This is a genomic window from Bradyrhizobium sp. UFLA05-112, assembly GCF_053572325.1.
Genome location: NZ_JBANBK010000031.1, coordinates 56,025 through 81,119, shown reverse-complemented (window position 1 = coordinate 81,119; position 25,095 = coordinate 56,025). Strand labels below are relative to the sequence as shown.

The window sequence follows — 25,095 nt, the reverse complement described above, 5'->3', positions numbered from 1 at the left end:
CGGGAAGGGCGAGAGGAATCTCTCGAAGTTTAGGTGAAGAGCCGGCCTCGCGCCACCCCGTTGCCGCTAGCCGAACAACCGCAACATCAGGGCTTTCCCGACGGGCAACGCCTTGATGCCGCGATAGGCGCGCACATATTCGCCGGCATAGAACGCCCGGACCGCGTGCACGCGCGTGTCCATGCCCTCTTCGAACCGCACGGCAAAGCCGTCCGTGGTCCGCCGCACCACGGTGGCGGCGATGGAACGGCCATAGATCTGGCATTCGATCGCGCTGCCGATCGCAGGTGGGGCGGGATCGATCAGTCGCGCGCCGGTGATCGAGATATCGGCAAGTCGGGCGAGGTGCGACGTGCCGCCCTGGCGCAACAGGATGGCCTCGTTGCGGACGAAGCGTTCGGCCTTGCGCTTGCGCGGCTGCTCGATGCAGACGAAGCAGACGACGGTGAGGATGAACGCGTTGTAGAGGCTCCAGGCCAGCGCGAGGCCGCCATAGGCAATGCTCTCGCCGCGCAAATGCAGGATGAAGGCATAGCCGATTGACGCGAGCGTGATCAGAAGCGCGGTGCCATAGAGCCGCAGCAGCGGCCATTCGACGAATTTCTTGTCGCGGTCGCCGCCTTTGGCAGTGACCTTGAACTTGTGCCCCTTGGGCCTCAGCAGGCCCGTGGTGACGGCCTTCAGCACCGCGGGCGCCGCCACGAGCTGCGACACATCCGTCATCATGGCAAGCGAACGGCCGTGCGACAGCCAGGCCATCGTCAGTCCATGCCAGACATAGAACGGAAGGAAGAAGTGCAAGAGTTCGGCGAGGTCCGCCTGCACCGCCTTGATTCCGAACAGCAGGAACAGCCAGGGCACGACCAGCCCGAACATCTTGGCGAAGTAGACTGTCGTCCAGCTCATGAAGGCATCGACCAGCGAGAGCCGGTCGATGAGCGTCAGCTTCGATGTCCGCGACAGCGGACTGCTGCGGCCGCGCACGATCTGCATGAAGCCGAGACACCAGCGGCCGCGCTGGGTGATGTATTCCTTCAGCCCTTCCGGCGCGAGCCCGATCGTCAGCCGCTCATTGAGATAGACGGTCTTGAGGCCGCGCTCCTTCAGGCGCAACGTAACGAGATAATCCTCCGTCACCGAGTCCGTCGGGAAACCGCCGATCTGAATCAGCCCGGCATAGCGGATCAGGGACGAGGTCCCGCAGCAGAAGGCGACGCCCCAGGCATCCTTGGCCGGCATCAGGATGTCGAAGAAGAAGCGCTGCTCGTCGGGCCACACGTCTGACGCGGCGAGGTTGGTCTGGATCGGATCGGGATTGATGAAATGCTGCGGCGTCTGCACCACGCCGACGGTTGCGTCCTCCATCAGGCTGATGGTCCGCGCGAGAAAGTCCGGTCGCGGCACGAAGTCCGCATCGAGGACGGCGATGAAGTCCGGCCGTTCCGGCAGAGCGCCGACATGCCTCAGCGCGTGGTTGATGTTGCCCGCCTTGGCATGGCGGTTGTCGGGACGCGTGAGATAGTGGCAGCCGAGTTCGCCCGCGAGGTGCCGTAGCCACAGCCGGCGTCCGTCGTCGAGCACCCAGACGCGGTAATTGCCGTACTCCATTCCGGTCGCGCCGATGATGGTGCGCTCGAGGATCGATCGCTCCTCGTTGTAGGTGCAGATGAAGACGTCGATCAGCGGCGCCTTCGGATCGGTGGCGCGGCTATCGACCTCGGTGGTGCGCCAGGTGGTGCGGCTGAGGAACAGAAGCGACAATGCGACCGCGACCAGCGAGGCCGCTTCGGCCAGCATGAAGGGATAGCCGAAGAAAAAATCCGCGGTCAGCCCGGGTGGAGGCAGGGTCTTGGTGACGCGCCAGTAGAAGTAGCGCAGCAGGAGGACGAACGACACGCCGGTCAAAAGCGAGCGCGCCAGCGTGTTGTCACGCCTGAGAAGTGGCACCATCGCCATGAAGGCGCCGAGCGCGAGAAAGCCGGGCGCCAGTGCCGCCATCATGGCGTGGTCTCGTTCCGGCCAAAGACGACCCGCCCGGTCCGGCCGACCGTGCAGTCGCGGGCGGCCGCATCGGCCGGGGCCACCGTCACCCGATAGGGCTCCTTGTTCAGCGCATCGGGATTGATGGCGAGATTGGCGGGCGCACCGGCCGAGCCGGTCAGGTTGACAACGGTGCCGGAGATCGGCTCGCCGCCGTCATTCGGCTCGAAGGTGGCGTGGTCGCCAAGCTGCAGGCGGTTATAGACGCTCTCGGTGACGTTGGCGGTGATGACGGCGCCGCTGCAATCGAGCACCTTGAGTAACGGCTGGCCCGCCTGCACATCCTCGCCCGGCGAGGTCATCATCTCCCAGACGCGGCCTGTGACCGGCGTCTTGATGTTGGCCTCGGAGAGATCGGTGAAGCGGATCTCCTCCGTGATGATCTCGTTCGCAAGCCAGGCGACCTCCGTATCGATACGCATCAGATCGGCTTCCAGGTCCTTGGCACGCTGGCGCATCTCCTCCTCGCGCTGCACCGAGCTCGGCCGGTCGTTGTAGCTGTCGCCGAGGAACGAGCCGCTTTGCGCCGCGGTCAGCTCGACCTTGGCCGCATCCAGCCGCTTGCGCGCACCGAGCTCGGTCTGTTGCGCCACCGAGAGCTCGCGCGTCAGCCGGGCGAGCTCGACCGTGGAGATGTTGCCGGATTTCGACAATGACGAGGCGCGATCCACCGCTGCGCTCGCTTCCTCGCGCCGCGCCGCTGCTGCCTCGATCGAGGTCTGGATCTCGGCGATGCGTGCCTCGAGCTGCAGGACGCGTCCATTCTTGAACTGCTCGGCCTGCCGCGCGAGGTCCTGCTGTGCTGCATGTGCCGTGGCCAGCTTGGCCGCAAGCGACGGCCGCTCGTTTTCCAGGCGCGATTTCTGCCGCCGGAGGTCATCGAGTCGCGTACGATCACCGCGCGGGTTGACCACGCGCAGCACGACCGCGCCGGCATCAAGCCGAGCCCGATCCTTGATGGGATCGGAGGCTGCGATGATGCGCCCACCGATCGGCGCACGCAGGGTGACGAGGCGGGAGTTCAGCACGGCTTCGACGCTGGAGTTCTGCAGCATGGCGCGTAGCGGCAGCCAGCCGAACACCGCAATCACGGCAAGGCCTGCTGCGATCTTCAAGCCCCGCCACAAATACCGCCAGTGCGACGCCGGCTCCGCGCCCTCCATCCGGACGGCCGGTTCCTGCGGATGTTCCTCATCGGCAAACAGGCGTTCCTGCAGCGTCTGCTGCAAGCTCCTGGCATCCGAACTCCTTGCATCCGAATTCCTGGCTTCGGAGGCACCTTCTGCCTCGCGCGCGGAGGGCGGAGATGTATCGCTTGCGGAAATCGCTCGAGATCGGTCCATCATAGGCAGTCACCTTGCTGACTGGTGGCAATGGAACCGAGTAATGCCCAGGCAGGCCTGGGGTGCCCGGTTGTCCTCGATTAAGCGGCGGCTGCCTTTCCAACGGGTAAACTTCGGCGTGGGCTTTGGTGCAAATGCGCGGTAAGGTTTACGGGTGCCGAATTTGACCTTGCCTGCACCCGCCGCGGCCCTCCGACGCAGCGGCCTATCTTGCGGCACGACGGCGCATCCATACTTCCATTGCGCCGGCTGACGGCTTGCCCATGGCCGGCTGACGGAGACGACCATGAACTATCTTCGCACGGCAATTCTCCTCGCAGGCCTGACCGCCCTGTTCATGGGCGTCGGCTATCTCATCGGCGGCGCCGCAGGTGCCCTGATCGCGCTGGTGATCGCGGCGGCCACCAATCTCTTCGCCTACTGGAACTCCGACCGCATGGTGCTCTCGATGTACGGTGCCCACGAGGTCGACCGCGCCAGCGCGCCGGAACTGGTCGGGCTCGTCGCCGAGCTTGCTGGCCGTGCGGGCCTACCGATGCCGCGCGTGTTCGTGATGGACGAGGCGCAGCCCAACGCGTTTGCCACCGGTCGCAATCCGCAGAATGCCGCGGTTGCCGTCACCGCCGGCTTGATGCATCAGCTCAGCCGCGAGGAGCTCGCCGGCGTGATCGCGCATGAGCTTGCGCACGTCAAAAACCACGACACGCTGCTCATGACCATCACCGCAACGGTTGCGGGCGCGATCTCGATGCTGGCGCAGTTCGGCATGTTCTTCGGCGGCCACCGCAACAACAATTCCGGTCCCGGCATCGTCGCCTCGATCCTGATGATGATCCTCGCGCCGCTCGCTGCAATGCTGGTACAGATGGCGATCAGCCGCACCCGCGAATATGCCGCCGACGATCTCGGCGGACGCATCGTCGGCCAGCCGATGTGGCTCGCATCCGCGCTGGTCAAGATCGAGAATGCCGCGCATCAGGTGCCCAATCTCGACGCCGAGCGCAATCCCGCGACGGCGCACATGTTCATCATCAACCCGCTGTCGGGGCACGGCGTCGACAGTCTCTTTGCTACCCATCCCTCGACCCAGAACCGCATCGACGCGCTCCAGCAGCTCGCGGCCGAGCTCGGCGCGAACGGGGCGCCATCGCTCGGTGCCAACGAAAACTATGTGCCGCAAAGTCCATGGGGGCGCTCGTCCTCGCGCGGACCATGGGGATGAGCCGACACCAATTGGTCCAGCCGTCGCAGCTGTGCCGTGATGGCGCCACAATTGATGCGCGAAACCGGCCCATTCAACGTCGCATTGCTGACGGTGATCGAATTCAGCGTCAGGAGGCGCTTTGCGAGCCTTCTTGTCCAAAAGGACTCTTGCGCTTCGGCTCGCATTGATTCACACCAATGCGACTCGCTTTTTTTGGCGAGTCGGCAGGCCGGATGGCTTGCCGAGCGAGAGAATTGTTTAAACGAAATTGCCGGAGGTGCGCATGTTGCACATGAACCGGGCCGTGCGGGACGAGGCAGCGTCGCACGAGGGTTTTCTGGTCAATGCGGAAGGCGCGCTCCTTCTGACGTCCTTCGCACTTGCTGCTATTGGCTGGTGTTGTCTGCTGGCAATGTGGCTGACGAGAGCGCTCTCGTGGGCGTCTGACTGGGCGACCTGAAGGCCAGCGCAACCCTGCGATTGTGGCCCGCTTTGTGAGCTGGCGCACATAAGATCGTCCCTGCCGGTGCTAACACCGGTGCAGACCTCAAGCGTCTGAAAGGGGATGCGTGGCCGGCCTGTTGCCGGCGACCGCCGGCGATGACCAGATTAACCGCACCATTGTTGATCGTGTCGGGCATTCTCGTCGGATTGTCGTTGCACACCGTCGTCAATTGCGGCGATGCCAACGAACCGGACGTCTGCTCGGCCGTGATCGGCTTCAGCCCGTTCCGCGGCTCGCTGATCGCCTTCGCCTATGAGGGGCGCGGGCGCATCGCGCTGCGGCACGGGGACGCCAAACGGGCGATCGCGGATTTCGACCTGGCAGTTCATCTCAACCCGAACCGTGCCACCATCTTCCGCGACCGCGGCCGGGCCCACCTGCAGAACGGCGAACTCGACCACGCGGTCGCCGACTACGATCAGGCGATTGCGCTCGATCCGAAGCTCGCCGCATCCTATTCCGAGCGGGGTCTAGTGCTTGCGGCCAAGGGCGATCTCCAGCGCGCGATGCTGAGCTACAACACCGCCCTCCGCCTTGCGCCCAATGATGCGGACGCGCGCCTCAATCGCGGCCTCACATTGCTCGCGAGCGGGCGAGCTCAGGAAGCCCGAGCCGATTTCGCAGCCGTCCTCGCGCTTCCGGAGCGCCCCGACGGTGCCGCCCATCAGCTCGCCCGCGCCAAGCTCGACGAGCTGGGCGAACCAAGGCCGACCCACATCTCCGCCCCGCTGCGGTGAGGCAGGGCAGTTACTTGGTCTTCTTCTTTGCTGATTTCTTCTTGGCCGCCGGCTTTTCCTTCGCCGGCTTCTTCTCCGCCGGCTGCTTCGTCTCGGCCGTCTGCGCGGCGGCTGCGCTGGCCGCGAGGCGCATCGACCTTGCGTAGCTGTCGGCGACGTTGTCGGCGGACATCTGGAGGCGCTTGGCCGCAGTGGTGGCCTGCTCCATGGTGCTCTTCGCGATCAGCTTGTAGCGCTCGCGGGCGTCCTTGCCCTTGGCCTTGGCCGCGAGGGTATTGAAGCGATCCCGCCGCTCCTTGGCGCGGGCCATCAGGCCCGTGTGGAGCTGTCTTGCCAGCTGCCGGATCACGACATCCAGGTCGGCGTCCGCCATGTCTTCTGTCCTCTTCGTAACGGTCACGATTGTTGCGCGCGACTATGCAGATGCCGCATCCGCTCGACAATGTGAAGGGGCGGGCAGATCGCTTGCACAACTTCGCGCGAGGGCGTGGATCGGCCCGGCGCTTCGGCGTAACATCGCCGCCGGGCACCACGCCCCCAATTAGCGAGCCGGAAGGAGGATCCCATGTATGCCGCCATCCGTCAGGCCAAGGCGAAAAGCGGGAGCGCGGAGGAGCTGGCGCGCCGCATCAAGGAAGGCGCCGTTCCGATCATCAGCGATGTCGACGGCTTCCGCGCCTATTACGTGGTCTATGCCGGCGACGACACGGTGACCGCGATCTCCATCTTCGACAAGTTCGAGCAGGCGGAAGAGGCGAACCGGCGCGCAATCGCCTGGATCGAGAAGGATCTGGGCCCGCTGCTCGCAGGCCACGCCAGCGCTGCGGCCGGGCCGGTGATCGTGCACACGCTGGCGTAGGAGTTGGGACCGGTCGGGAAGGGGCCGCGCTCAGGCCGCACTCTCAACTGTCATCGCCCGGCTTGACCGGGCGATCCAGTATGCCGAGACGGCTGTGATTGAACCGAGAGGCCGCGGCGTACTGGATGCCCGCCTGCGCGGAGCATGACAGCGGTCGGCGTATGGCTTCCGCCAAACGCGCTCAGCCCCTCACAACTCCCGTGCATTCGAGAACGCGAAACTCGACACCCGCCTCGTCGTCTCATCCAGAATCAGCGTGCGCGTGATCGGCGGCTCGGCGCGCTGGGCGCAGTTTTCGCGCTCGCAGAGGCGGCAGTTGACGCCGATCGGCGTGCCCTCGGCCTTCTCCAGATCCATGCCGGCGGCGTAGACGAGGCGCGAGGCGTGGCGGATCTCGCAGCCGAGACCAATGGCAAAGCGCGGCTGCGGCAGAGGGTGGGACGCCACGGGCCGGCGCACCATCTGCGCGATCGAGAAGTAGCGCGTGCCGTCGGGCAGCTCGATCACCTGCTTCAGAAGCCGGTCCGGCGTGTCGAAGGTCGAATGCACGTTCCACAGGGGGCACGTGCCGCCGAACTTCGAGAATGGGAAGGTGCCGGAGGAGAAGCGTTTTGAGACGTTGCCGGCATTATCGACGCGGAGCAGGAAGAAGGGGATGCCGCGTGCGTTCGGCCTCTGCAACGTTGTCAGGCGATGGCAGACCTGCTCGAAGCCGGAATTGAAGCGCTGCGCCAGCACGTGGATGTCGTAGTTCAGCGCATCGGCTGCCGCGAGGAACGGCTGGTAGGGCATCATCACGGCGGCGGCGAAATAATTGCCGAGCGTGATGCGGAACAGACGCCGCGGCGCATCGTCCAGCGGCCCGGCGCGACCGATGATGGTTTCGAGATGCTGGGCGCATTCGCCGAGCCCGAGCTGGAACGCAAGCTGGAATGCGCGGCCGGGCGGATCGACGAGCTCGGAGATCAGGAGCTGGCGACGATGGCGGTCGAAGCGCCGCAAGGTCTCGCGCATCACGTCGACCGGCATGATCCGGGTCTGAACCGAATGCTTTTCGCGCAACCGCGTCACGAGGGCGGCGTAAAGCCCTTCGGCCGGGACATTCAACTCGTCGCGCAGGGCTTCGGCGGCCTGCTCGAGCTCCGGAAAGTAATTGCGGTTGGCCTCGATCAGCTCGCGCACGCGCTCGACCGGATTGGCCTCATAGCGCGTGCCGACGTCGCGGTCGGCCATCTGCGCCGCGGCCAGCGTCTCGCCCTGGCGCGCCTCGGTATAGGCGGCGTAGAGCCGTTGCAGCGCGTGGGTGACGCCGGGGCAGAGCTCGGCGAGATCGCGCAGCTCCTGCTTGGGGACGTCGATCTGGCGGAACAGCGGATCGGAAAAGATCTCGTTCAGCTCGGCGAAGAAGCGGTCCTCGTCGGCGGTCGCAAGGTCGCGCAGGTCGAGGTCGTAGGTCTCGGCCAGCCGCAACAGAATCTGTGCGGTTACCGGCCGCTGGTTGCGCTCGATCAGGTTGATGTAGCTCGGCGAGATCCCGAGCCCCTCGGCGATCTGGGTCTGCGACAGCCCCAGTTGCTGTCGGATCCGCCGGAAGCGTGGGCCGACGAACAGTTTCTTCCCGGAATCGGCGGGCATCTTAAGTCTCCAGAGTCGTTAAGGACAGTCTTATTGACCTATATGTTTTACAAATTTTACAAAATAACATCTGTTACATGTTCCGATGTTACATGACATCACCAATAAGAAACAAGCCATCTATACGAAGTTTCAGTTTTCGCGTTTAGCTCCTGACACGCATTTCGCAATGCACTGTCAAGATTGTCGATGGCTAGCCACAGCCGTCGTCGACGAAAGGATCAGGCACATGAACTACCAGCCCCGCGGCATCAGTACCCTCCAGAGCCCGGCCTCGTATCAGAGCGAAGTCGAAGCGGCCGAGGCGCTCCTCAAGACCAAGCCGACCTGGAACGGGGTGTCGGCCGAAGCCGTCGCGCGCATGCGCCTGCAGAACCGCTTCAAGACCGGCCTCGACGTCGCCCGCTACACCGCGGCGCTTATGCGCGCCGACATGGCGGCCTATGATGCTGACAGCACCAAGTACACCCAGTCGCTCGGATGCTGGCATGGCTTCATCGCCCAGCAGAAGCTGGTCTCGGTCAAGAAGCACTTCGGCACCACCGATCGCCGCTACCTGTACCTCTCGGGCTGGATGATCGCCGCGCTGCGCTCCGAGTTCGGACCGCTGCCCGACCAGTCGATGCACGAGAAGACCTCGGTGCCGGCCCTGATCGAGGAGCTCTACACGTTCCTGCGCCAGGCCGACTCCCGTGAGCTCAACGACATCTTCCGCAGCCTCGACAAGGCGCGCAAGGAAGGCGACAAGACCAGGGAAAAGGAGTTGATCGAGAAGATCGACAACTTCCAGACCCATGTCGTCCCCGTCATCGCCGACATCGACGCCGGCTTCGGCAACGCCGAGGCGACCTATCTGCTCGCCAAGAAGATGATCGAAGCGGGCGCCTGCGCGCTCCAGATCGAGAACCAGGTCTCGGACGAGAAGCAGTGTGGCCACCAGGACGGCAAGGTCACAGTGCCGCACGAGGTGTTCCTGGCGAAGATCCGCGCTTGCCGTCACGCCTTCCTCGAACTCGGGGTCGAGGACGGCATCATCGTGACCCGCACCGACTCGCTCGGCGCCGGCCTCACGCAGCAGATCGCTGTCAGCCACAAGCCCGGCGACATCGGCGATCAGTACAACAGCTTCCTCGATTGCGAGGAAGTCACGGCGGCGAACGCCCGCAACGGCGATGTCATCATCAACCAGAACGGCAAGATGATGCGTCCGAAGCGGCTGCCCTCCAATCTCTATCAGTTCCGCCCGGGCACCGGTGCAGATCGCTGCGTGCTCGACTGCATCACTTCGCTGCAGAACGGCGCTGACCTGTTGTGGATCGAGACCGAGAAGCCGCATATCGAGCAGATCGCCAGCATGGTCGATCGGATCCGCAAGGTCGTCCCGAACGCCAAGCTGGCCTACAACAACTCGCCGTCCTTCAACTGGACTCTCAACTTCCGTTGGCAGGTCTACGATGCGATGAAGGAAGCCGGCAAGGACGTCAGCAAATACAACCGTGCCGAGTTGATGAAGGCGGAGTACGACGACACGGAGCTGGCGAAGGAAGCCGACGATCGCATCCGCACCTTCCAGGCGGATTCGGCCAAGCGCGCCGGCATCTTCCACCATCTGATCACGCTGCCGACCTATCACACGGCCGCTCTGTCCACCGACAATCTCGCCAGGGAGTATTTCGGCGAGCAGGGCATGCTCGGCTACGTGAAGAACGTCCAGCGCGCCGAGATCCGTCAGGGTATCGCCTGCGTGAAGCATCAGAACATGGCCGGCTCCGACATCGGCGACGACCACAAGGAGTACTTCGCCGGCGAGGCTGCCCTGAAGGCGGGCGGCGCCCACAACACGATGAACCAGTTCGGCTAACGGTGGAATTGAGGAGACTGACTATGACCAAAGGCAGCAATTTCTGGGTGATCGGCGGCGAGTTCGGCTCGATGAACTTCCACAAGCTCGTGGAAGGCTCGGCCCAGGTCAAAGGCCCCTTCAAGTCCCGTAAAGAGGCCGAGGACTGCTGGCGTGAGGTGTCGGAAGAGAACCGCCACAAGGCCGGCGTCCGCTTCTCCATCGTGGAAGAACCGCACCGCGCTCCGGCAGCCTAGAGCTTGATTCGGAAAAGTGTGCAGCGGTTTTCCGAAAAGATCATGCTCAAATAATAAAGGCTCGCTGCCGCACCAATTAAGAAGACGTCCAAGGATGGACGGTCCCATCCGGGCTCAGGCTCGGGTGGGATCGTCTGTTTTTGGGACGTGGAAAACCGCCCTCGAGCGCCTTAAGTGTCTGGAATTGTACGGCCTTTGCGGCGATCATGGTTGCTGATAGGTTAATGGACCTCGTCCAGGAGCCGAACCATGTCAGAGCCCGAGATCGCCGGGACCAATGTTCCTCAACCGCGCACCGTGCGGCTGCGCGATGCGCTGTTGCGGGCGCGGATCGAGGCCGCCGACCGGACCGGCGTCGTGGTCGACCTGCGCGATGCCGAGGTGGCGCGGCTGGAGATCCTCAACGACGCGCTCGATCCCCTGTTCGTGCAGGTGCCGGAGCAGATCGACCTGTTCGACCGTGGCATCAGCCAGGGCGACACGCCGCGGCTGTGGATCGACGTCGTTGCCCACATCGTGATGGGACGCGACAAGCGGATGTATCGGTTCGTCCAGGATACCCGCTTCGGCCGTATCGTCCTCGCCGAGTCGCACGACACGGCCGACATCGTCGATGCGGTGACGGATTACGTCGCTCGCCGCATGATCGAGCGCCAGCACGCGATGGTCGTGCCGCCCGAGTCCAAGGCGGCCGAGCCGGAGAAGCCACGCCGCTCCCGCATCTGGCCCTTCGTTTTCGGCTTCATCCTCGGCGCCGCCGCCCTGTTCGGCGTCGCCGTGCTCGCGGCGTTGCAGAGCTGGTGAGGAGAACGCAAATCTCTCTGTTCGTCATTCAGGGTTCGATGCTCACGCATCGCCCCGGAATGACAGTGCCCCTCAAACCAGCCGCACGTGCTTGATTTGCCGAATCTCCAACCCATGATCCAGGCTGCGCACGGTCTGCTCGCAGCGCCAGCCGGCGTTGTCCCTTTCGATGGTGAACAGATTATACGCCGCCGCCGGGTAGCGCCCATGCGCCAGCGCCGAGGCCGACGGCACGCCGACCGCGGGCACGTTGCCGTTGGGGCCCTCGAACCACATCGTCGAATGCACGTGGTCGTGGCCGTGCAGGATCAGCTCGACGCCGTGCTGCCTGATCAGCGCGAGCAACGCATCCGAATCGGTCAACCGCTTGTGGCGCGACTTCGACCTCAGGGGGTGGTGCACGAGCAGAACGCGAAAGACATGTTCGCTCGAAAGCCCCGCCAGCACCTCTGCGAGCGCTGCGAGCTGGTCGCCGCCGAGCGTGCCCGTCGCCATCAAGGGCGCCGTCGGCACCGCCGTCGACAGGCTGATCAGCGCCGCTGGTCCGCGCCGCCGCACGGCTGGAAAGAAGCTCGCCGCAGGCTCGTCGCCAGCGATGTAATCCAGGAAAGTTTCGCCAAAGCGCTGGCGTGTCGCGCTGACATAGGCGTCGTGATTGCCGGGGATCGCGGTGACGCGATCCGGCGGACCGACGCCTTCGAGCCAGGCCAGCGCCGGCGCGAACTCGGCCTCGAGCGCCAGATTGACGAGGTCTCCCGTCACCGCGATGTGGTCGGGGCCTTGCGCCTTCATGTCCGTGACCAGCGCGTCGAGCACCTCGCGGCGCTGGTATTTGCGACGGTTGCGTGTCCAGTTGGCGTAGCCGAGCGCACGCTTGCCCGCGAGCTCGATCAGCCGCGGCCTCGGCAGCGGCGCCAGATGCGGGTCGGACAGATGCGCGAGTGTGAACGGTGCCATCAGATGCGCGATTGCCTCGCTATTCGCGTGCTGTAATGGCAAGGTCTGTCTTGCGACGCAAGGAAAGCTTCATGGAAAGCTTGCAAGAGGGTTTTGGAAGGAGCCTGATGGCAGGACGTCTGGACCAGATGCGACGGAAATACGAGTACCTGCTGCGCCGCGTCTTTCACACCTACTTCCTGCTCGTCCGCGGCATGACGCTTGGCGTCCGCGCCGTGGTGCTGGACCGGGACAATCACGTCTTCCTGGTCAGGCACAGCTATGTCAACGGCTGGTATCTGCCGGGCGGCGGTGTCGATCTCGGTGAAACCATGGAAGCTGCAATGCGGCGCGAATTGAAGGAGGAGGGCGACATCGACCTCACCGGCGAGGCGGTGCTGCACGGCATCTTCCTGAACAGCCACGTCTCGCGCCGCGACCATGTCGCGGTCTATGTGGTCAGGGAGTTCAGCCAGGAGCGCCTGCCGGAGCCCAACCGCGAGATCATCGAATGCGGGTTCTTCGCAAGCTCCGCCCTGCCCGAGGGCACCACGCCCGGCACGCGGCTGCGGATCGCGGAGGTGCTGGAAGGCCGCCCGCAGACTGCGACGTGGCGATGAGGCGCGGCTATGCTACTAGGGCGGCGCTTTCCTAAGGACGCCACGGACACCGGATGACGAGCCTCAAAATCACCTTCGGCCTGATCTGCCTTGCGATCCTCGCCAGCAACATCGTGACGATGTCACGCTGGAACGAGGCGCGCGGCGTCTATGACGATGTCTGCTATCTGCGTCAGGCGCATCTGTTCCAGCGCTTCGGCATCGGTGGACTCAACACGAATGCGGTGCTGGATTACGATCATTATTTCGAGGGCAAGCTGAAGGAGATCGCCTATCCCGGGTGGCAGGAGCCGGCGCGCTGGCCCTGCCACACGCCCATGCCGAACGGCAGCAATGGCAAATTCGTGCTGCAATATCCGCCCGGCACGGGCGCGCTGCTCGCGCTGTTTCCGGCCGGTCATCAGGTGGTGCCGCTCTATGTCAGCGCGAGCCTGATCGTCTGTGCCCTTGCGCTGCTCGGCATCTTCGCGGCGCGCACGCTGCCGTTGACGGCGGGTGCCGGCATGTTCGGCGCGCTCGCTGTCTACCTCATGATCAACCCGGCCAAGGCGAGCTATTCGATCGCACCGACCATGGCGGTCTGCGCTGGCGCAGGATTCTTGACCGCGTGGTGGCTGGTCAGGGCGCGGCAGAGCCTGTGGCCCGTCGTGCTGATCGGCCTCCTGTTGGGGCTGTCCGTCAATTTCCGCCTGCCCAATGCGCTGCTCGCGGCCGGTTATTTCCTGTTCCTCGGCATTCCCTTCGTGTGGTCGCGCAAGCTCATCAGCTTTGCGCAGGGCCTTGGCTTCGGCATTGCGGTCCTGGTCGGCATGGCGCCGACCTTGATCGCCCAGGCCATCAACGCCGGCAGTCCGCTGGCCACCACCTATGGTGGTGCCGACGTGGTCGCGCCTGCGTTCAGTCTCAGCGTGCTCGGCCAGTATCTGAGCGACATGCAGTTCGCGGTAATCATGCTCGCGATCGGCTCGACCGCCTGGCAGTTGTGGATGGGCGAGGGCGGCGTGCGGCAGGTCGCGTTCGTCGCCGCCGGCAATCTCCTGGTCAATCTCGTCTTCTTCTTCAGCCATCCGGTCTTCACGTCCTACTACGTCGTGCCGATTGCGATGCTGACGCTGTGGAGCCTGTCCTTTGCCGCGCTGATGCAGCCGGTGGAAGCCTCGGAAGAGGCGCCGCTCCGTCATGGGGCGGCAAGCGTTGGAGCGCTGGCGCGATGACATCGACGGAACTTCGCATCGCCGTGCTGGTGCCCTGCTACAACGAGGAGGCTGCGGTTGCGACCGTCGTCGCCGATTTCCGCAAGGCGCTGCCCTCGGCCGAGATCTATGTCTACGACAACAATTCGCGCGACCGCACCGCAGGCGTTGCGTGCGACGCCGGCGCGATCGTGCGCAGCGAGCGGCGGCAGGGCAAGGGCCACGTGGTGCGCCGCATGTTCGCCGACGTCGAGGCCGACGTCTATGTGCTGGTCGACGGCGATGCGACCTATGATGCGCCGAGCGTATCGCGCATGATCGATAAGCTCCTCGACGAGCATCTCGACATGGTCGTCGGCCTTCGCGTCGATCAGGCAGAGGCTGCCTACCGGCTCGGCCACCGCACCGGCAACCGCATGCTGACGGGCTTCCTGTCGTCGACCTTCGGCGAGGCCTTCAACGACATCCTGTCCGGCTACCGCGTGTTCTCGCGCCGGTTCGTCAAGTCCTTCCCCGTGCTCTCCGACGGCTTCGAGATCGAGACCGAGCTTGCGGTCTATGCGCTGGAACTGTCGCTGCCGGTCGCCGAGGTCGAGACGCCCTACTACGCGCGCCCCGAAGGGTCGTTCTCGAAGCTCAACACCTGGCGGGACGGTTTTCGTATCCTCGGCACCATGCTCAAGCTCTACCGCTCCGAGCGGCCGCTGCGCTTCTTCACGATGATCGGAATCCTGCTGGCGCTGATGTCGGTCATCCTGGCGATCCCAATTGTGATCACCTTCATCGAGACCGGCCTCGTGCCGCGCCTGCCGACGGCCGTGCTGTCGATGGGCTTGATGATCATGGCGCTGTTGTCGGTGTCGTCGGGGCTCGTGCTCGACACGGTCACGCGAGGACGGCGCGAAATGAAGATGCTCGCCTATTTGTCCCAGCCGGCGCTGAACAGGAACGCAGGCGAGCGTCGCGCCGATGGACCTCCGCCGTCTCAAATGCTATCCCGCTCTTTGTATTGACGCGTTTTCTTAACGCGAACCGGTGCCCACTTCGCTCGAAAACGCTGTGCTGACATGAACGATCTCTCAGTCACCATCCTTCCCGAGGCCGCCGGCGATGCGCAGGCGATCGAGCGGCTGCACGAGCGTACCTTCGGCCCCGGCCGCTTCGTGCTCAGCGCCTACCGCATCCGCGAGCACGTCGACCATTTGCTCGAGCTCTCCTTCACCGCCCGCATCGGCACACTGATGGTCGGGTCGGTGCGCCAACTGCCGATCACGATCGGCGACACCAGGGCGCTGCTGCTCGGCCCGCTCACCGTCGAGCCGCCGTTCCGCGGCCGCGGCGTCGGTCGCCTGCTGCTCGACCGCGCGCTCAAGGATGCGAAGGCGCAAGGCCACGCCATCGTGCTGCTGGTCGGCGACGAGCCCTATTACGGGCGCATCGGCTTCAAGCCGGTGCCGAAAGGCAGCGTCACCATGCCGGGTCCGGTCGACGCCAGCCGCATCCTCGTCTTCGAGCTCGTCGATGGCGCGTTCGAAGGCGTGTCGGGAGCTGTCGGCCCCGACTGGAGCAGGGCGCGGAAGTAGGGAGGGGTGCACTTCCCCGTCCGCTCTATCGCGATCCGAACCGCTTTTTTGCAGCCTCGCTGACGGGCGTGTAAAGGCTCACCAGCGTGCCTTCGGGATCGCGGAACTGGGCCGCGCAATTTCCCCAGGGCATCATCTTCGGCGCGTGCACCACCTCGACCTCGTCTTTCAATCTCGCAAATTCGGCTTCCACGTCTTCGACCTGCAACTCGATGATGGCGGTGCGATTTGAGGCGGGCTCTGCGCTTCCCTCCTTGAAGAGCGCCACCGTCTCGACGCTGCCGAAAGCGAGTGTGGCCGAAGGGGTGACTATTTCGGCAAACACAGGCGCCGGCCATTCTGCCGTCTTGCCCGTCACTTTTTCATAAAAGCCGACAAGGGCCCTGATGTCGGCGGCGATCAGACGAGTGGAAGCAAATTTCACGGCGTTATCTCCTGTCCATTCCGGGGCGCTCCCGTTGCGACAACGGACCCGTAACGCCGCGCTGCTGACAGCGTCCTGTCAGCAGCGGTCAGCACCGATGCGGCCTCAATGCTGCGACAGAATCTCGCCCAGAAACTTCCTGGTGCGCTCATGCTGCGGCGTCCTGAAGAAGGTCTCCGGCTCCGCTTCCTCGACGATCCGTCCCTCCGCCATGAAGATCACGCGATCGGCGACCTGCCGGGCGAACCCCATTTCATGGGTGACGCAGATCATGGTCATGCCGTCCGTTGCCAGACCGATCATGGTGTCGAGCACCTCCTTGACCATTTCGGGGTCGAGCGCCGATGTTGGCTCATCGAACAGCATCACTTTCGGCTCCATGCAGAGCGCACGCGCGATCGCCGCGCGCTGCTGCTGACCGCCGGACAGTTGCGCCGGGTATTTGTCCACCTGATTGAGGATTTTGACACGGTCGAGCAGCCGTCGCGCGGTCTCCTCGGCCTCTAAGCGCGGTATTCCGCGCGAGCGGATCGGCGCCAGCGTGCAGTTCTCCAGCACCGTCATGTGCGGAAACAGGTTGAATTGCTGGAACACCATGCCGACCTCGCGGCGCACGGTATCGATGGCCTTGCCTTGCCCGCCCAGATGGGCGCCGTCGACGACGATCTCGCCCTTCTGATAGGTCTCCAGCGCGTTGATGCAACGGATCAGGGTGGACTTGCCCGATCCGGACGGCCCGCACAGAACGATCTTCTCACTCGCACGGACCGCCAGATTGATGTCGGTGAGCACCTGGTACGTGCCATACCATTTGTTGACGCCGCGCATTGCGATCATCGGGTCCGTCGTGGCTGCAACCGACATGATGCTCTCCGTCAGCTGGCGGTGAAGGGGATGCCGGGAATGCTGTCGGGAAAGGCCGGCAGCGGGTTGTTCATCCACCTCGGATAGATCCTGGCCCATTCGCCGCTGGCGATGATCTTGTCGATGAAGGCGTTCACGAAGGCATTGATGTCCTTCTCGCCAAGCCGCGTGCAGGCGCCGTTGTAGAGTTTTGTGAATTCGAGCTTGTTCTCGTAATAGCCGGGTTTCGATTCATTCAGGCGCGGAACGTAGAAGATGTTGCCGCCGACTGCCTGCACCTGACCGGACAACAGCGCCTGCATGGTCGGCGCATCGCCGTCGAAGCGGCGGATGGTGGTGCCGGGAGGAGCCGCCTTGGTCACGTCGGTGTCCTGCACGCTGCCGCGTGCAACGCCGATGACGTATTTTCCCATGTCGGCGGGCGATTTGATCTCCATCTCCTTCGGCGCGATGAAGGTGATGATATTGGCGCCGTAGGGTCTTGAGAATTGCACCGCCTTGGCGCGCTCCGGCAGCATCGCCATGGTCGCAAACAGGATGTCGACGCGTCCGGAGGTCAGCGCCGGGATGCGATTGGCAACCGCCAATGGCGTAAATTCCACGGATACACCGAGCTCCCTCCCAAACAGCTCGGAAAGGTCAGCGTCAAGACCCTCCTGCCTGCCGGACGAATTGACGAATCCCCAGGGTGGATTATCGCCCTGGATTCCGATCAGCACCTTGCCCCGCGCCTTGATCTCCGACGGCGTCACGGCAAAGGCCGGACGGGACAGCACGAATGGCGAAGCCATGGCGCCCACGCCGAGTGCCAGGATGTGACGGCGATTGAGTTGCGTTGTCCTGTTCTTGTCCATCATTTCCTCCTAGGTTTGTGGGGCACTGTTCAACGTGCTGCCGTGACGAGGCGCCGCTCGAGCCAGGTGCCGTAGATCGACAGCGGCCAGCACAGCGCGAAATAGAGCGCGCAGACCAGACCCAGCACGAGCAGCGGCTTGAAGTTCTGGTTGGAGACGATCGTTCCGGCGCGCATCAGCTCGGTGAAGCCGATGATGGCGGCGAGCGAGGTGCCCTTGATCAACTGCACCAGGAATCCGATCGTCGCGGGCAGCGAGATGCGGATCGCCTGCGGCAGCACGACGTCTCGCATTCGGTCGAAGTATTTGAGGCTGAGCGCCTTGGCTGCCTCGACCTGGCCGCGCGGCACCGCCTCGATCGAACCGCGCCAGATTTCGCCGAGGAAAGCGCCGGCATGCAGGGTGAAGCCGATCGAGACCGAGACCCAGGGATCGAGCTTCAGCCCCGCGAGGGCGAGCCCGTAATAGACCACGAAGAGCTGCATCAGCAGTGGGGTGCCCTGGAACAGCGCGATGTAGCCGGCAGTGGCGCGCTCGAGCCAGCGAATGCCGGAGGTACGCGCGAGTGCAACGCCGAGGCCGGCGACCGAGCCGAGCACGAAGCCGATCGCGGACAGCGCGAGCGTCCATTTGAGGCCGCCGAACAGAAACAGAAACTGGTTCTTGTCCATGGGACGCTCTCACTTGAGGGGATAGCTGAGGAAGCGCGCGTTGATGTGCGCAAACATCTGCATGAGCATCCACGACATCGCGAGATAGAGCAGTGTGACGACGCCATAGACCTCGAAGCTGCGGAACGTATTGGTCTCGATCGACTGGCCGACCGAGGTCAGCTCATAGGCGGAGATCGCGGATGCGATGCTCGTCGTCAGCGTCAGCATGATGAACTGGCTGGTCAGCGATGGGAAAATCGCGCGCAACGCCGGCTTCAAAACGATCAGGCGGAAGATCAGGGGGCGGCTCAGGCCGAGTGCCAGTCCCGCCTCGATCTGCCCCTTGTTGATCGACTGTACGCCGCCGCGGATGATCTCGATCGCATAGGCGCCCCCGTTGACGCCGAGCGCGATGATCGCGGTCAGCGTGGGATCGAGGCGGATGCCCACCATCGGCAATGCGAAGAAGACGAAGTAGATCTGGCCGAGGAACGGCGTGTTGCGGATCAGCTCGACAAACGCCATGACCAGCCAGCGCAGTGCTGCGAGGCGGGAATCGCGCAGCACCACGCCGCCGATCCCGATAATGAGCGCCAACACCATGCCCGACAGCGCCAGGCCGAGCGTGCCGGCGCAGCCCCAGAGCAGGTCCGGCAGACCGTCGAGCACGGGTCCGAAATCGAACTGATAGCTCAACTCACTCCTCCCTCCGGGCGGCCCTCTTGGCGTGGCTTCACCCGTTCCTGTTCGTCCGACGATGGCGAGAACCTTCGCGCTATGACGTCGAGAGTGCCCCGTGGCGCTCGCGCAGATCGATGCGCCGTCCCGACGTGGCGGCCTCAGCAATGGCGAGTGTCACAAGCAGGCTGCGCGCGCCGTCCTCGACCGGCTGCAGCGACGGCGTCACGCCGCGAATGACATCGCGGAAGTGATCGAGCTGGGCGACGTAAGGATCGATCGATCCCGCATGGTTGGCCTGGGACTGGATCGGCCTGTTCCAGTCCTGCGCATCGCCTTCCTGCGTCCATTGGTCGAGGCTCGGAAATTCGAGCGTGCCGCGGCGGCCCATCACGCGGTAGCTGCTCTGCCCGCTGTAGGGAAACTCCGGCGACTCGCCGAGTCCCTGCTCCATCGTCCAGGGGCTGACCGCACAGTCGCTGAGGAAGAACGTGCCGAGCGCGCCGTTCTCGAATTCCACCAACGCTGCCGCGGTGTCCTCCACTGCAAAGCCGCGCTGGCGGTTTGCGGCGATCGCCGAGACCGCGACGATCTCGCCGATCGCAAAGCGCATGAAATCGATCTCGTGGATCAGGTTGATCAGGATCGGGCCGCCACCCGCCTGGGAGCGCCATGGCGCGACCTTGAAATACTCCGCCGGCTTGTGCGTCGCCCAGATCGCGGAGACGCCGACGACGTCGCCGATCCGGCCCTGCAAGAGCAGTGCCTTCAACGTCTTCACCTGCTCATGATGGCGGCGGTGATGGCCAACCAGCGACTTGATGCCGGCCTTGCGGACCTCGGCGATCAGATCGGCGGAAGTCTGTAGCGTATCGGTGACCGGCTTCTCGATCAGGATGTGGATGCCGCGCCTCGCGCAGGCGATGCCGTTCTCGGCGTGAAGCTGATTGGGGGACGCGATGACCACGGCCTCCGGCCGCGCCTCGTCGAGCAGCTTTCGGTAATCCCCGAAGACGCGCGCGCCGGGCTGCTCGGCTGCGACCTGCTCGGCATTCACGTCGGCGATGCCAACGAGCTCATAGTCGCCGTGCTCGGCCAGCTTGCGCAGATGCTTGCGCCCGATCAATCCCGCGCCGATTACGCCAATCCTGATCTTCGTCATGTCATGCGTTCCGTTGGTTAGGCCCAGCCGCGACAGCCGCGGCGTCCGGCGCCGCGGGGCCAGCCTTCGAGCAAGTGCCTGGTTGCGTTGAATGCCGTGGCGATCCGCTCTCTTGCATCCAGCGCCCGCAACGGCATTTCGACGCTGAGGCTGGTGTCGGCAGGAAGCGCCTCCAGGAGTGCACCCAGCGGCAAGGCGCCATCTCCGGGCGGCAGCCGTCCTTCGCGTGCCTCGGCGATGATGGCGGTTTCCGTTGCTGGCGGTACGGCGGTGGCATCACAGAGTTGCGCGGCGCGCAGCCACTGGTCGGGAAGCGGGATCAGATCGGCGGCCCGGCCACCCGAGCGCGTCAGATGCAACGCGTCGACCAGTATGGCGCCGTTCATCTGGCCTGCTTCGCGCACGACCGCTGCGGCCTGCGGCAGGCTGCCGATCGCGCGCCAGCGCATGAATTCGAGGTCGACGCGCAGGCCAAAGGATGCGGCGAGCTGACAGAGCTCGGCGAAATGCGCGGTGAGCCGGGGCCCATCCGGATCGTCGCCGGAAGCGATGACCGCTGCGGCGCCGAGATCGGCTCCGGCCTCGAGACGGCTCGCAAGCGAGGAGACGTCGAGGGCGGGTGTGAGCTGGACGAGCTCGATGTCGCTGACCCGCACGCCCTCGCCAACCAGCACGCGCTTGAGCGCGCGGTGGGCCTCGGTGCCGACCTCTGTCGGATAGGCCGGCCCATCGCTGGTTGCCGGGATGACGCGCAATCCGACCGCGGAAAAGCCGGCCCGCGCAGCCTCGGCGACCAGCGTGGCCGGCGCGAGCGGCAATGCGGTGAGGTGGGCCAAGCCGAGCGGGGTCATCATCGCCTGCATAATTAATCAGTGGGATAATTAGTAATTAATCGACGGGATAATTGATGTCAAGTGCCTTCGATTGGGCTATTGATGGAGGCGAGGCGGCATGCGGCCGCAGCGAAGGGCCGAACTGCCAGATGCCAAGCGTGAAGAAGCAGCCCGCGCGGGGGGCCAAGCCTGCGCCGATCAAGCGGCGCGACCGCGAGCGGACACGGCAGGAGATCCTCGACATCGCCTTCGAGGAGTTCGCCGAGAACGGCCTCTCCGGCAGCAACACCGATGCGATCGCCGCGCGCGCCGACGTCACCAAGCGGTTGGTCTTCTACTACTTCAACTCCAAGGAAGAGCTGTTCATCGCGGTGCTGGAGATGGCCTATGCCGGGATGCGCGCCGCGGAGGAGGGCCTTCACCTCGAAGCCCTGGCGCCGGAAGCTGCGATCCGCGCCCTCGCCGAATTCACCTTCGACTACCACCAGGCCCATCCACAGTTCGTCCGCCTCGTGTCGATCGAGAACATCCATCGCGGACGGCACATCGCGGTCAGCCGGAAGCTCAAGGAGATGACGCAGCCGAGCATCAGCCAGATCGCCGATGTGCTGAAGCGCGGCGTCGCCGGCGGCGTGATCCGGCCGGGCATCGACCCGATCGAACTGCACATGACGCTGAACGCGCTGAGCTTCTTCTCGGTCGCCAACCGTCATACCTTCGAGGCGCAATTCGCCTTCGACATGTCATCGCCAAAGGCGAGAGCCCAGCGCCGCGCCGAGATCGCCGACCTGCTCTGGCGCTACGTCAGAAAGGATCGATGACCTCGGACGCGGAGGAGGCGGCACCATCGATTGTCTTCTGCGCGATGATCGCATCTTGGCGCTGATGTACCCGACGTGTGATGGCTGGTGAGCCACTTCACACTGGAACTCCCGTACAGGTAGTAGTCTTCAAACGGGGTGGCCAGTGGAGCGGAGGGAGAGATGCCCAGGAAGGCCAGCCGATCAAAAAAATTGAGCGGGATCGTCGAGCGCGCGCATCCGGACAGTCAACCGAGAGCCGGCGATGAGCAGTTTTCCGCAGACTATACGGTGACCAGCACGACTGACGGCGGCGGACGCGTGCTGACCGACGTCGAGGTGATCCTGGTCTTTTGGGGCAGCTTCTGGACCACGACGCCTGCTCCGTCTCCTTCCAGCGACGAGTACAAGCAAGCGATTATCGGCATTCTCACGGGCCCCTACATGGGCGGCCTGCGCCAGTATCGCGGCGTCGCGCAGGGCACGCTGATCTTCACCGACCTCAACGACAGCACCAGCCCGGTGGATCAGTATACCGACGATGACGTGAAGACGATGCTCAAGGACCGGCTCGACCATACGAGCATGCCGCCGCCGGCATCCGGCCACAACCGCTTCTACGCCGTCATCGTGCCGCCGGGCATCAACAACAAGCTGACGACGACCAACAACTTCGTCGGGCAGCACCAGAGTTTCACCTACAAGGGCGTCACAGGATACTACGCGTGGGTGGACAATACGGGCTCGCTCACGGGGCACAATTGCGTCACCAAGGTCTTTTCCCACGAGTTGATCGAGGCGTGCACCAACCCCGACGTCGATACCTCGAACAACAGCATCCTGGTCAACGGCACCAATCCCGACGGAACGACGGTCACCAACGACGAGATCGGCGACACCTGCAACAACCAGTTCGCGACGATTGACGTCGACGGCGTCAATTGCTCCGTCCAGGCCTACTGGAGCAAGGCGGACAACGCCTGCATTCTTCCGACGGGAACGTTGACCTTCCTGGTGGACAAGGACACCTTCGGCAAGGATGAGGTGCAGGATGTCATCAACACCAGCGGCGGGACGTTCGAGCAGGCGTTCTGGCTCGTCGTTGACGGATTCAGCAAGAACACGTTCAGCTCTCTCAACGTCACGGTGCCGCTGCCGACGGGAGCGTTCGCCAACCTGAACGGGGTCACGATCACGCAGAACCCGAACATCGATTTCGAGAACGGTGCAGATCCCGGAGCCCAGCAGAGGATTCGAGTTCCCTTCGACATCACGTTCTCGAGTGTGGCGCTCGCGGACTTCCCGACGTCCGGCAGTCAGACTTTTGAACTTGATGCGTTCCTTGCGACCGATGGCAACAGGGTGCCGGGCACGAACGCTTCGACGCTGTTCGAATTAGTGGCGGGTGCAGACCCCTACTTCACCAATGTCGATCCGACCCAGAACAATGTTTTCTATCTGAGCCAGGACCTCAGGGTCTTCACTGCGACGCCCGGCCTGTCCCAGCATCCGGTTGCCGGTGCGCCGGCCTTTGCAAGTGACAGCGTCAACGGCGCGTTCACCTACATCCAGGACCTGCTCACGTTCCTGAACAATAACTTCAGCGACCCGGCAGGAGCCGACCCCTTCAACTCGATTCTCCCGAGCCAGGGGGCGGCGCTGCAGGCCGATTCCTCCGTGACTCCATTCACGATCCAGCTCACTCCCACGTTCCCGCCAACGTTCAAGATCTTCAACAACTACAACTTCGCGGTGGCGAGAGTCCGCATGCGCGGTACAGCGGGACCGGCAGGCGAAGCCAAAAATGCCCGTGTGTTCTTCAGGCTGTTCGTGACGCAGAGCCCCGATACGGACTATCAAACGAGCACGACCTACCCCTTCAATCCGGACGCGGCGGGCTTGCCTGGTTCGCCCCAAGTCGGCGCCGGTCACGTCACGCTACCGTTCTTCGCGACCGGAAATCTTGCCGGCAACACCGATTACGACAACGGAGGCGTCAACAACCGCGACATCGAGATCGCGAGCGGGAAGGACAATATCTGGGTCTATTACGGGTGCTTCCTGAACCTTTATGATTCCGCCAACGTGATCGACGGCAAGCAGGCCCTGGCGTGGCTTGCGGGAACTCACCACTGTCTGGTGGCCCAGATCGCATTCGACGATGCCCCGATCTTCATCGGGTCACGTCCCGAGGCCTCGGACAAGCTGGCCCAGCGCAATCTCCAGGTGACGGTCTCAGACAATCCCGGGCCGGCCTCGACGCATCGGATCCCGCAAACATTCGATATCCGGCCGAGCGCCATGGTCAGCCGGAAGACAGAGGTCGACGAGTTGATGATCGACTGGGGCAAAATTCCACGCGGGAGCGTCGCCTCGATCTATTGGCCGCAGGTTCAGGCCTCCGACGTGCTTGCCCTTGCGTCGCAGCTCTATCCTGCACACGCCTTGACGGCAGGAGACACGAATACGGTTCAGTGCAAGATCACGGGCGGCGTCACCTATGTGCCGATTCCGATGAATGCGGGTGAAAACTTCGCGGGTCTCCTCACGGTGGACCTTCCCACCACCGTCGTCACCGGTGAGGAATTCAACGTCATCGTCAGGCGCGTGGGGCGGCAGGTCTCGAAACGCGACGTTCCGATCCAGAGGCCGACGCGCGAGAGAAATGCCAATCCGGACGTCGCCGTCCCGCGCCAACCGTTTTCCTGGCGATATGTCATCGGGACGTTTCAGATCAGGATTCCGGTCTCGACGTCTGCCGTGATGTTGCGCCCCGAGGAAGACACGCTGGCGATCATGAAATGGCGATTGCAGCAGACCGCGCCGTCAAACCGGTGGTTTGCAGTGCTGCAGCGGTATGTCGCATTTCTGGCGGACCGCGTCGCCGGGCTTGGGGGCGATCCTAATGCCATTCCACCGTCACCGAATGGCGCGCCGGTCGAAGTCCCAAGTCCCTGCCTCGACGTCGTCGAGTACTCAGGGAAGGTCGCCGAGATCATCTTCGACTGCTTCGGCGAACTGGAGGGCTTTGTGCTCGCCGACTGTTGCACGACGCATTCCTTCAAGACACGCGAGCGGCAGGTCGGCGAACTGCTCATGAGGGCGTGCAGGGATCGGTTGCTCGTATCCGTTTTCGCACTCAGGCATGACCGTTCGAAGATTCAGCGAATGGTCATTAGCTGTTGAACGATGAAGCAAGCTCGCGAGACGCCGCGCGCAAGGCGCGAGGGAGCGCATTCCCTCACGCCTTGGCGGCCCTGATCTGATCGCG

Annotated in this window: 24 protein-coding genes; 12 read left to right on the top strand and 12 right to left on the bottom strand. The window is 64.0% G+C overall.

The genetic code is table 11. From position 1 onward, the window contains the following. Positions 1 to 66: 66 nt before the first annotated feature. Positions 67 to 2,001, bottom strand: coding sequence for a glycosyltransferase (locus tag SO180_RS19655; RefSeq protein ID WP_449380488.1), 1,935 nt, complete (start codon positions 1,999 to 2,001; stop codon positions 67 to 69). Further along, positions 1,998 to 3,269, bottom strand: a complete 1,272-nt coding sequence (locus SO180_RS19650) for an HlyD family secretion protein (protein WP_449380487.1) — start codon at positions 3,267 to 3,269, stop codon at positions 1,998 to 2,000. The genes SO180_RS19655 and SO180_RS19650 overlap by 4 nt, the downstream gene beginning before the upstream one ends. Positions 3,270 to 3,669: 400 nt before the next feature. On the opposite strand from SO180_RS19650, the gene htpX reads away from it, so the two are divergent. Further along, positions 3,670 to 4,605 (top strand): zinc metalloprotease HtpX, encoded by a 936-nt coding sequence (gene htpX / locus SO180_RS19645; RefSeq protein WP_449380486.1) that lies wholly within the window; start codon positions 3,670 to 3,672, stop codon positions 4,603 to 4,605. 582 nt (positions 4,606 to 5,187) lie between these two features. Further along, a complete protein-coding gene (locus SO180_RS19640; protein WP_449380485.1) occupies positions 5,188 to 5,829 on the top strand; it encodes a tetratricopeptide repeat protein in 642 nt (213 codons plus the stop codon). Between the two features lie 10 nt (positions 5,830 to 5,839). On the opposite strand, the gene SO180_RS19635 is transcribed toward SO180_RS19640, so the two are convergent. Then, on the bottom strand, positions 5,840 to 6,202 hold the full coding sequence (locus SO180_RS19635) for a hypothetical protein (protein ID WP_449380484.1): 363 nt from the start codon (positions 6,200 to 6,202) through the stop codon (positions 5,840 to 5,842). 192 nt (positions 6,203 to 6,394) lie between these two features. On the opposite strand from SO180_RS19635, the gene SO180_RS19630 reads away from it, so the two are divergent. After that, complete coding sequence (locus SO180_RS19630) at positions 6,395 to 6,688, top strand: antibiotic biosynthesis monooxygenase (RefSeq protein ID WP_027522803.1); 294 nt, start codon at positions 6,395 to 6,397, stop codon at positions 6,686 to 6,688. Between the two features lie 189 nt (positions 6,689 to 6,877). Here the strand turns inward: SO180_RS19630 and SO180_RS19625 are convergent, their stop codons facing one another. Next, positions 6,878 to 8,323, bottom strand: a complete 1,446-nt coding sequence (locus SO180_RS19625) for a helix-turn-helix domain-containing protein (RefSeq protein ID WP_449380483.1) — start codon at positions 8,321 to 8,323, stop codon at positions 6,878 to 6,880. Between the two features lie 229 nt (positions 8,324 to 8,552). Here SO180_RS19625 and SO180_RS19620 point away from each other — a divergent pair, with 229 nt between their 5' ends. The 3 genes from SO180_RS19620 (at position 8,553) to SO180_RS19610 (ending at position 11,224) form a co-directional block, all read left to right on the top strand. After that, the gene (locus tag SO180_RS19620; RefSeq protein ID WP_449380482.1) at positions 8,553 to 10,184 is read left to right on the top strand and encodes an isocitrate lyase; all 1,632 of its coding nucleotides are present in this window, start codon (positions 8,553 to 8,555) and stop codon (positions 10,182 to 10,184) included. Between the two features lie 23 nt (positions 10,185 to 10,207). Continuing rightward, on the top strand, positions 10,208 to 10,420 hold the full coding sequence (locus SO180_RS19615; RefSeq protein ID WP_283037129.1) for a DUF4170 domain-containing protein: 213 nt from the start codon (positions 10,208 to 10,210) through the stop codon (positions 10,418 to 10,420). Positions 10,421 to 10,669: 249 nt separating this feature from the next. Beyond that, the gene (locus tag SO180_RS19610) at positions 10,670 to 11,224 is read left to right on the top strand and encodes a hypothetical protein (protein WP_449380481.1); all 555 of its coding nucleotides are present in this window, start codon (positions 10,670 to 10,672) and stop codon (positions 11,222 to 11,224) included. 72 nt (positions 11,225 to 11,296) lie between these two features. Here SO180_RS19610 and SO180_RS19605 read toward each other — a convergent pair whose 3' ends face one another. Beyond that, positions 11,297 to 12,181: a metallophosphoesterase family protein gene (locus tag SO180_RS19605; RefSeq protein WP_449380480.1), complete on the bottom strand. Its 885-nt coding sequence runs from the start codon at positions 12,179 to 12,181 to the stop codon at positions 11,297 to 11,299. Between the two features lie 107 nt (positions 12,182 to 12,288). Between SO180_RS19605 and SO180_RS19600 the strand changes: the two genes are divergently transcribed. The 4 genes from SO180_RS19600 to SO180_RS19585 are packed head-to-tail and all read left to right on the top strand — an operon-like array spanning position 12,289 to position 15,556. Further along, positions 12,289 to 12,780, top strand: a complete 492-nt coding sequence (locus tag SO180_RS19600; protein WP_449380479.1) for an NUDIX domain-containing protein — start codon at positions 12,289 to 12,291, stop codon at positions 12,778 to 12,780. Between the two features lie 53 nt (positions 12,781 to 12,833). Then, positions 12,834 to 13,994, top strand: a complete 1,161-nt coding sequence (locus tag SO180_RS19595) for a hypothetical protein (RefSeq protein ID WP_449380478.1) — start codon at positions 12,834 to 12,836, stop codon at positions 13,992 to 13,994. After that, a complete protein-coding gene (locus tag SO180_RS19590; protein ID WP_449380477.1) occupies positions 13,991 to 14,986 on the top strand; it encodes a glycosyltransferase family 2 protein in 996 nt (331 codons plus the stop codon). Before SO180_RS19595 ends, SO180_RS19590 begins: the two co-directional genes overlap by 4 nt. Before the next feature lie 54 nt (positions 14,987 to 15,040). Beyond that, positions 15,041 to 15,556 (top strand): GNAT family N-acetyltransferase, encoded by a 516-nt coding sequence (locus SO180_RS19585; protein ID WP_449380476.1) that lies wholly within the window; start codon positions 15,041 to 15,043, stop codon positions 15,554 to 15,556. 25 nt (positions 15,557 to 15,581) lie between these two features. Here the strand turns inward: SO180_RS19585 and SO180_RS19580 are convergent, their stop codons facing one another. The 7 genes from SO180_RS19580 to SO180_RS19550 all read right to left on the bottom strand — a co-directional run bounded on the left by SO180_RS19580 (position 15,582) and on the right by SO180_RS19550 (position 21,042). Then, positions 15,582 to 15,980, bottom strand: coding sequence for a VOC family protein (locus tag SO180_RS19580; RefSeq protein ID WP_449380475.1), 399 nt, complete (start codon positions 15,978 to 15,980; stop codon positions 15,582 to 15,584). A 105-nt stretch (positions 15,981 to 16,085) separates the two neighbouring features. Then, the gene (locus SO180_RS19575; RefSeq protein ID WP_449380474.1) at positions 16,086 to 16,844 is read right to left on the bottom strand and encodes an amino acid ABC transporter ATP-binding protein; all 759 of its coding nucleotides are present in this window, start codon (positions 16,842 to 16,844) and stop codon (positions 16,086 to 16,088) included. A gap of 11 nt (positions 16,845 to 16,855) precedes the next feature. After that, positions 16,856 to 17,698, bottom strand: a complete 843-nt coding sequence (locus tag SO180_RS19570; RefSeq protein ID WP_449380473.1) for a transporter substrate-binding domain-containing protein — start codon at positions 17,696 to 17,698, stop codon at positions 16,856 to 16,858. Positions 17,699 to 17,727: 29 nt separating this feature from the next. Then, a complete protein-coding gene (locus SO180_RS19565; protein ID WP_449380472.1) occupies positions 17,728 to 18,369 on the bottom strand; it encodes an amino acid ABC transporter permease in 642 nt (213 codons plus the stop codon). Positions 18,370 to 18,378: 9 nt separating this feature from the next. Next, positions 18,379 to 19,047 (bottom strand): amino acid ABC transporter permease, encoded by a 669-nt coding sequence (locus SO180_RS19560; protein ID WP_449380471.1) that lies wholly within the window; start codon positions 19,045 to 19,047, stop codon positions 18,379 to 18,381. A 79-nt stretch (positions 19,048 to 19,126) separates the two neighbouring features. Beyond that, positions 19,127 to 20,191 (bottom strand): Gfo/Idh/MocA family protein, encoded by a 1,065-nt coding sequence (locus SO180_RS19555; RefSeq protein WP_449380470.1) that lies wholly within the window; start codon positions 20,189 to 20,191, stop codon positions 19,127 to 19,129. Between the two features lie 17 nt (positions 20,192 to 20,208). Beyond that, positions 20,209 to 21,042: a sugar phosphate isomerase/epimerase family protein gene (locus SO180_RS19550; RefSeq protein ID WP_449380469.1), complete on the bottom strand. Its 834-nt coding sequence runs from the start codon at positions 21,040 to 21,042 to the stop codon at positions 20,209 to 20,211. Between the two features lie 56 nt (positions 21,043 to 21,098). On the opposite strand from SO180_RS19550, the gene SO180_RS19545 reads away from it, so the two are divergent. Continuing rightward, a complete protein-coding gene (locus SO180_RS19545; protein ID WP_449380468.1) occupies positions 21,099 to 21,845 on the top strand; it encodes a TetR/AcrR family transcriptional regulator in 747 nt (248 codons plus the stop codon). 162 nt (positions 21,846 to 22,007) lie between these two features. Then, positions 22,008 to 25,010, top strand: a complete 3,003-nt coding sequence (locus tag SO180_RS19540) for a hypothetical protein (RefSeq protein ID WP_449380467.1) — start codon at positions 22,008 to 22,010, stop codon at positions 25,008 to 25,010. Positions 25,011 to 25,095: the final 85 nt, after the last annotated feature.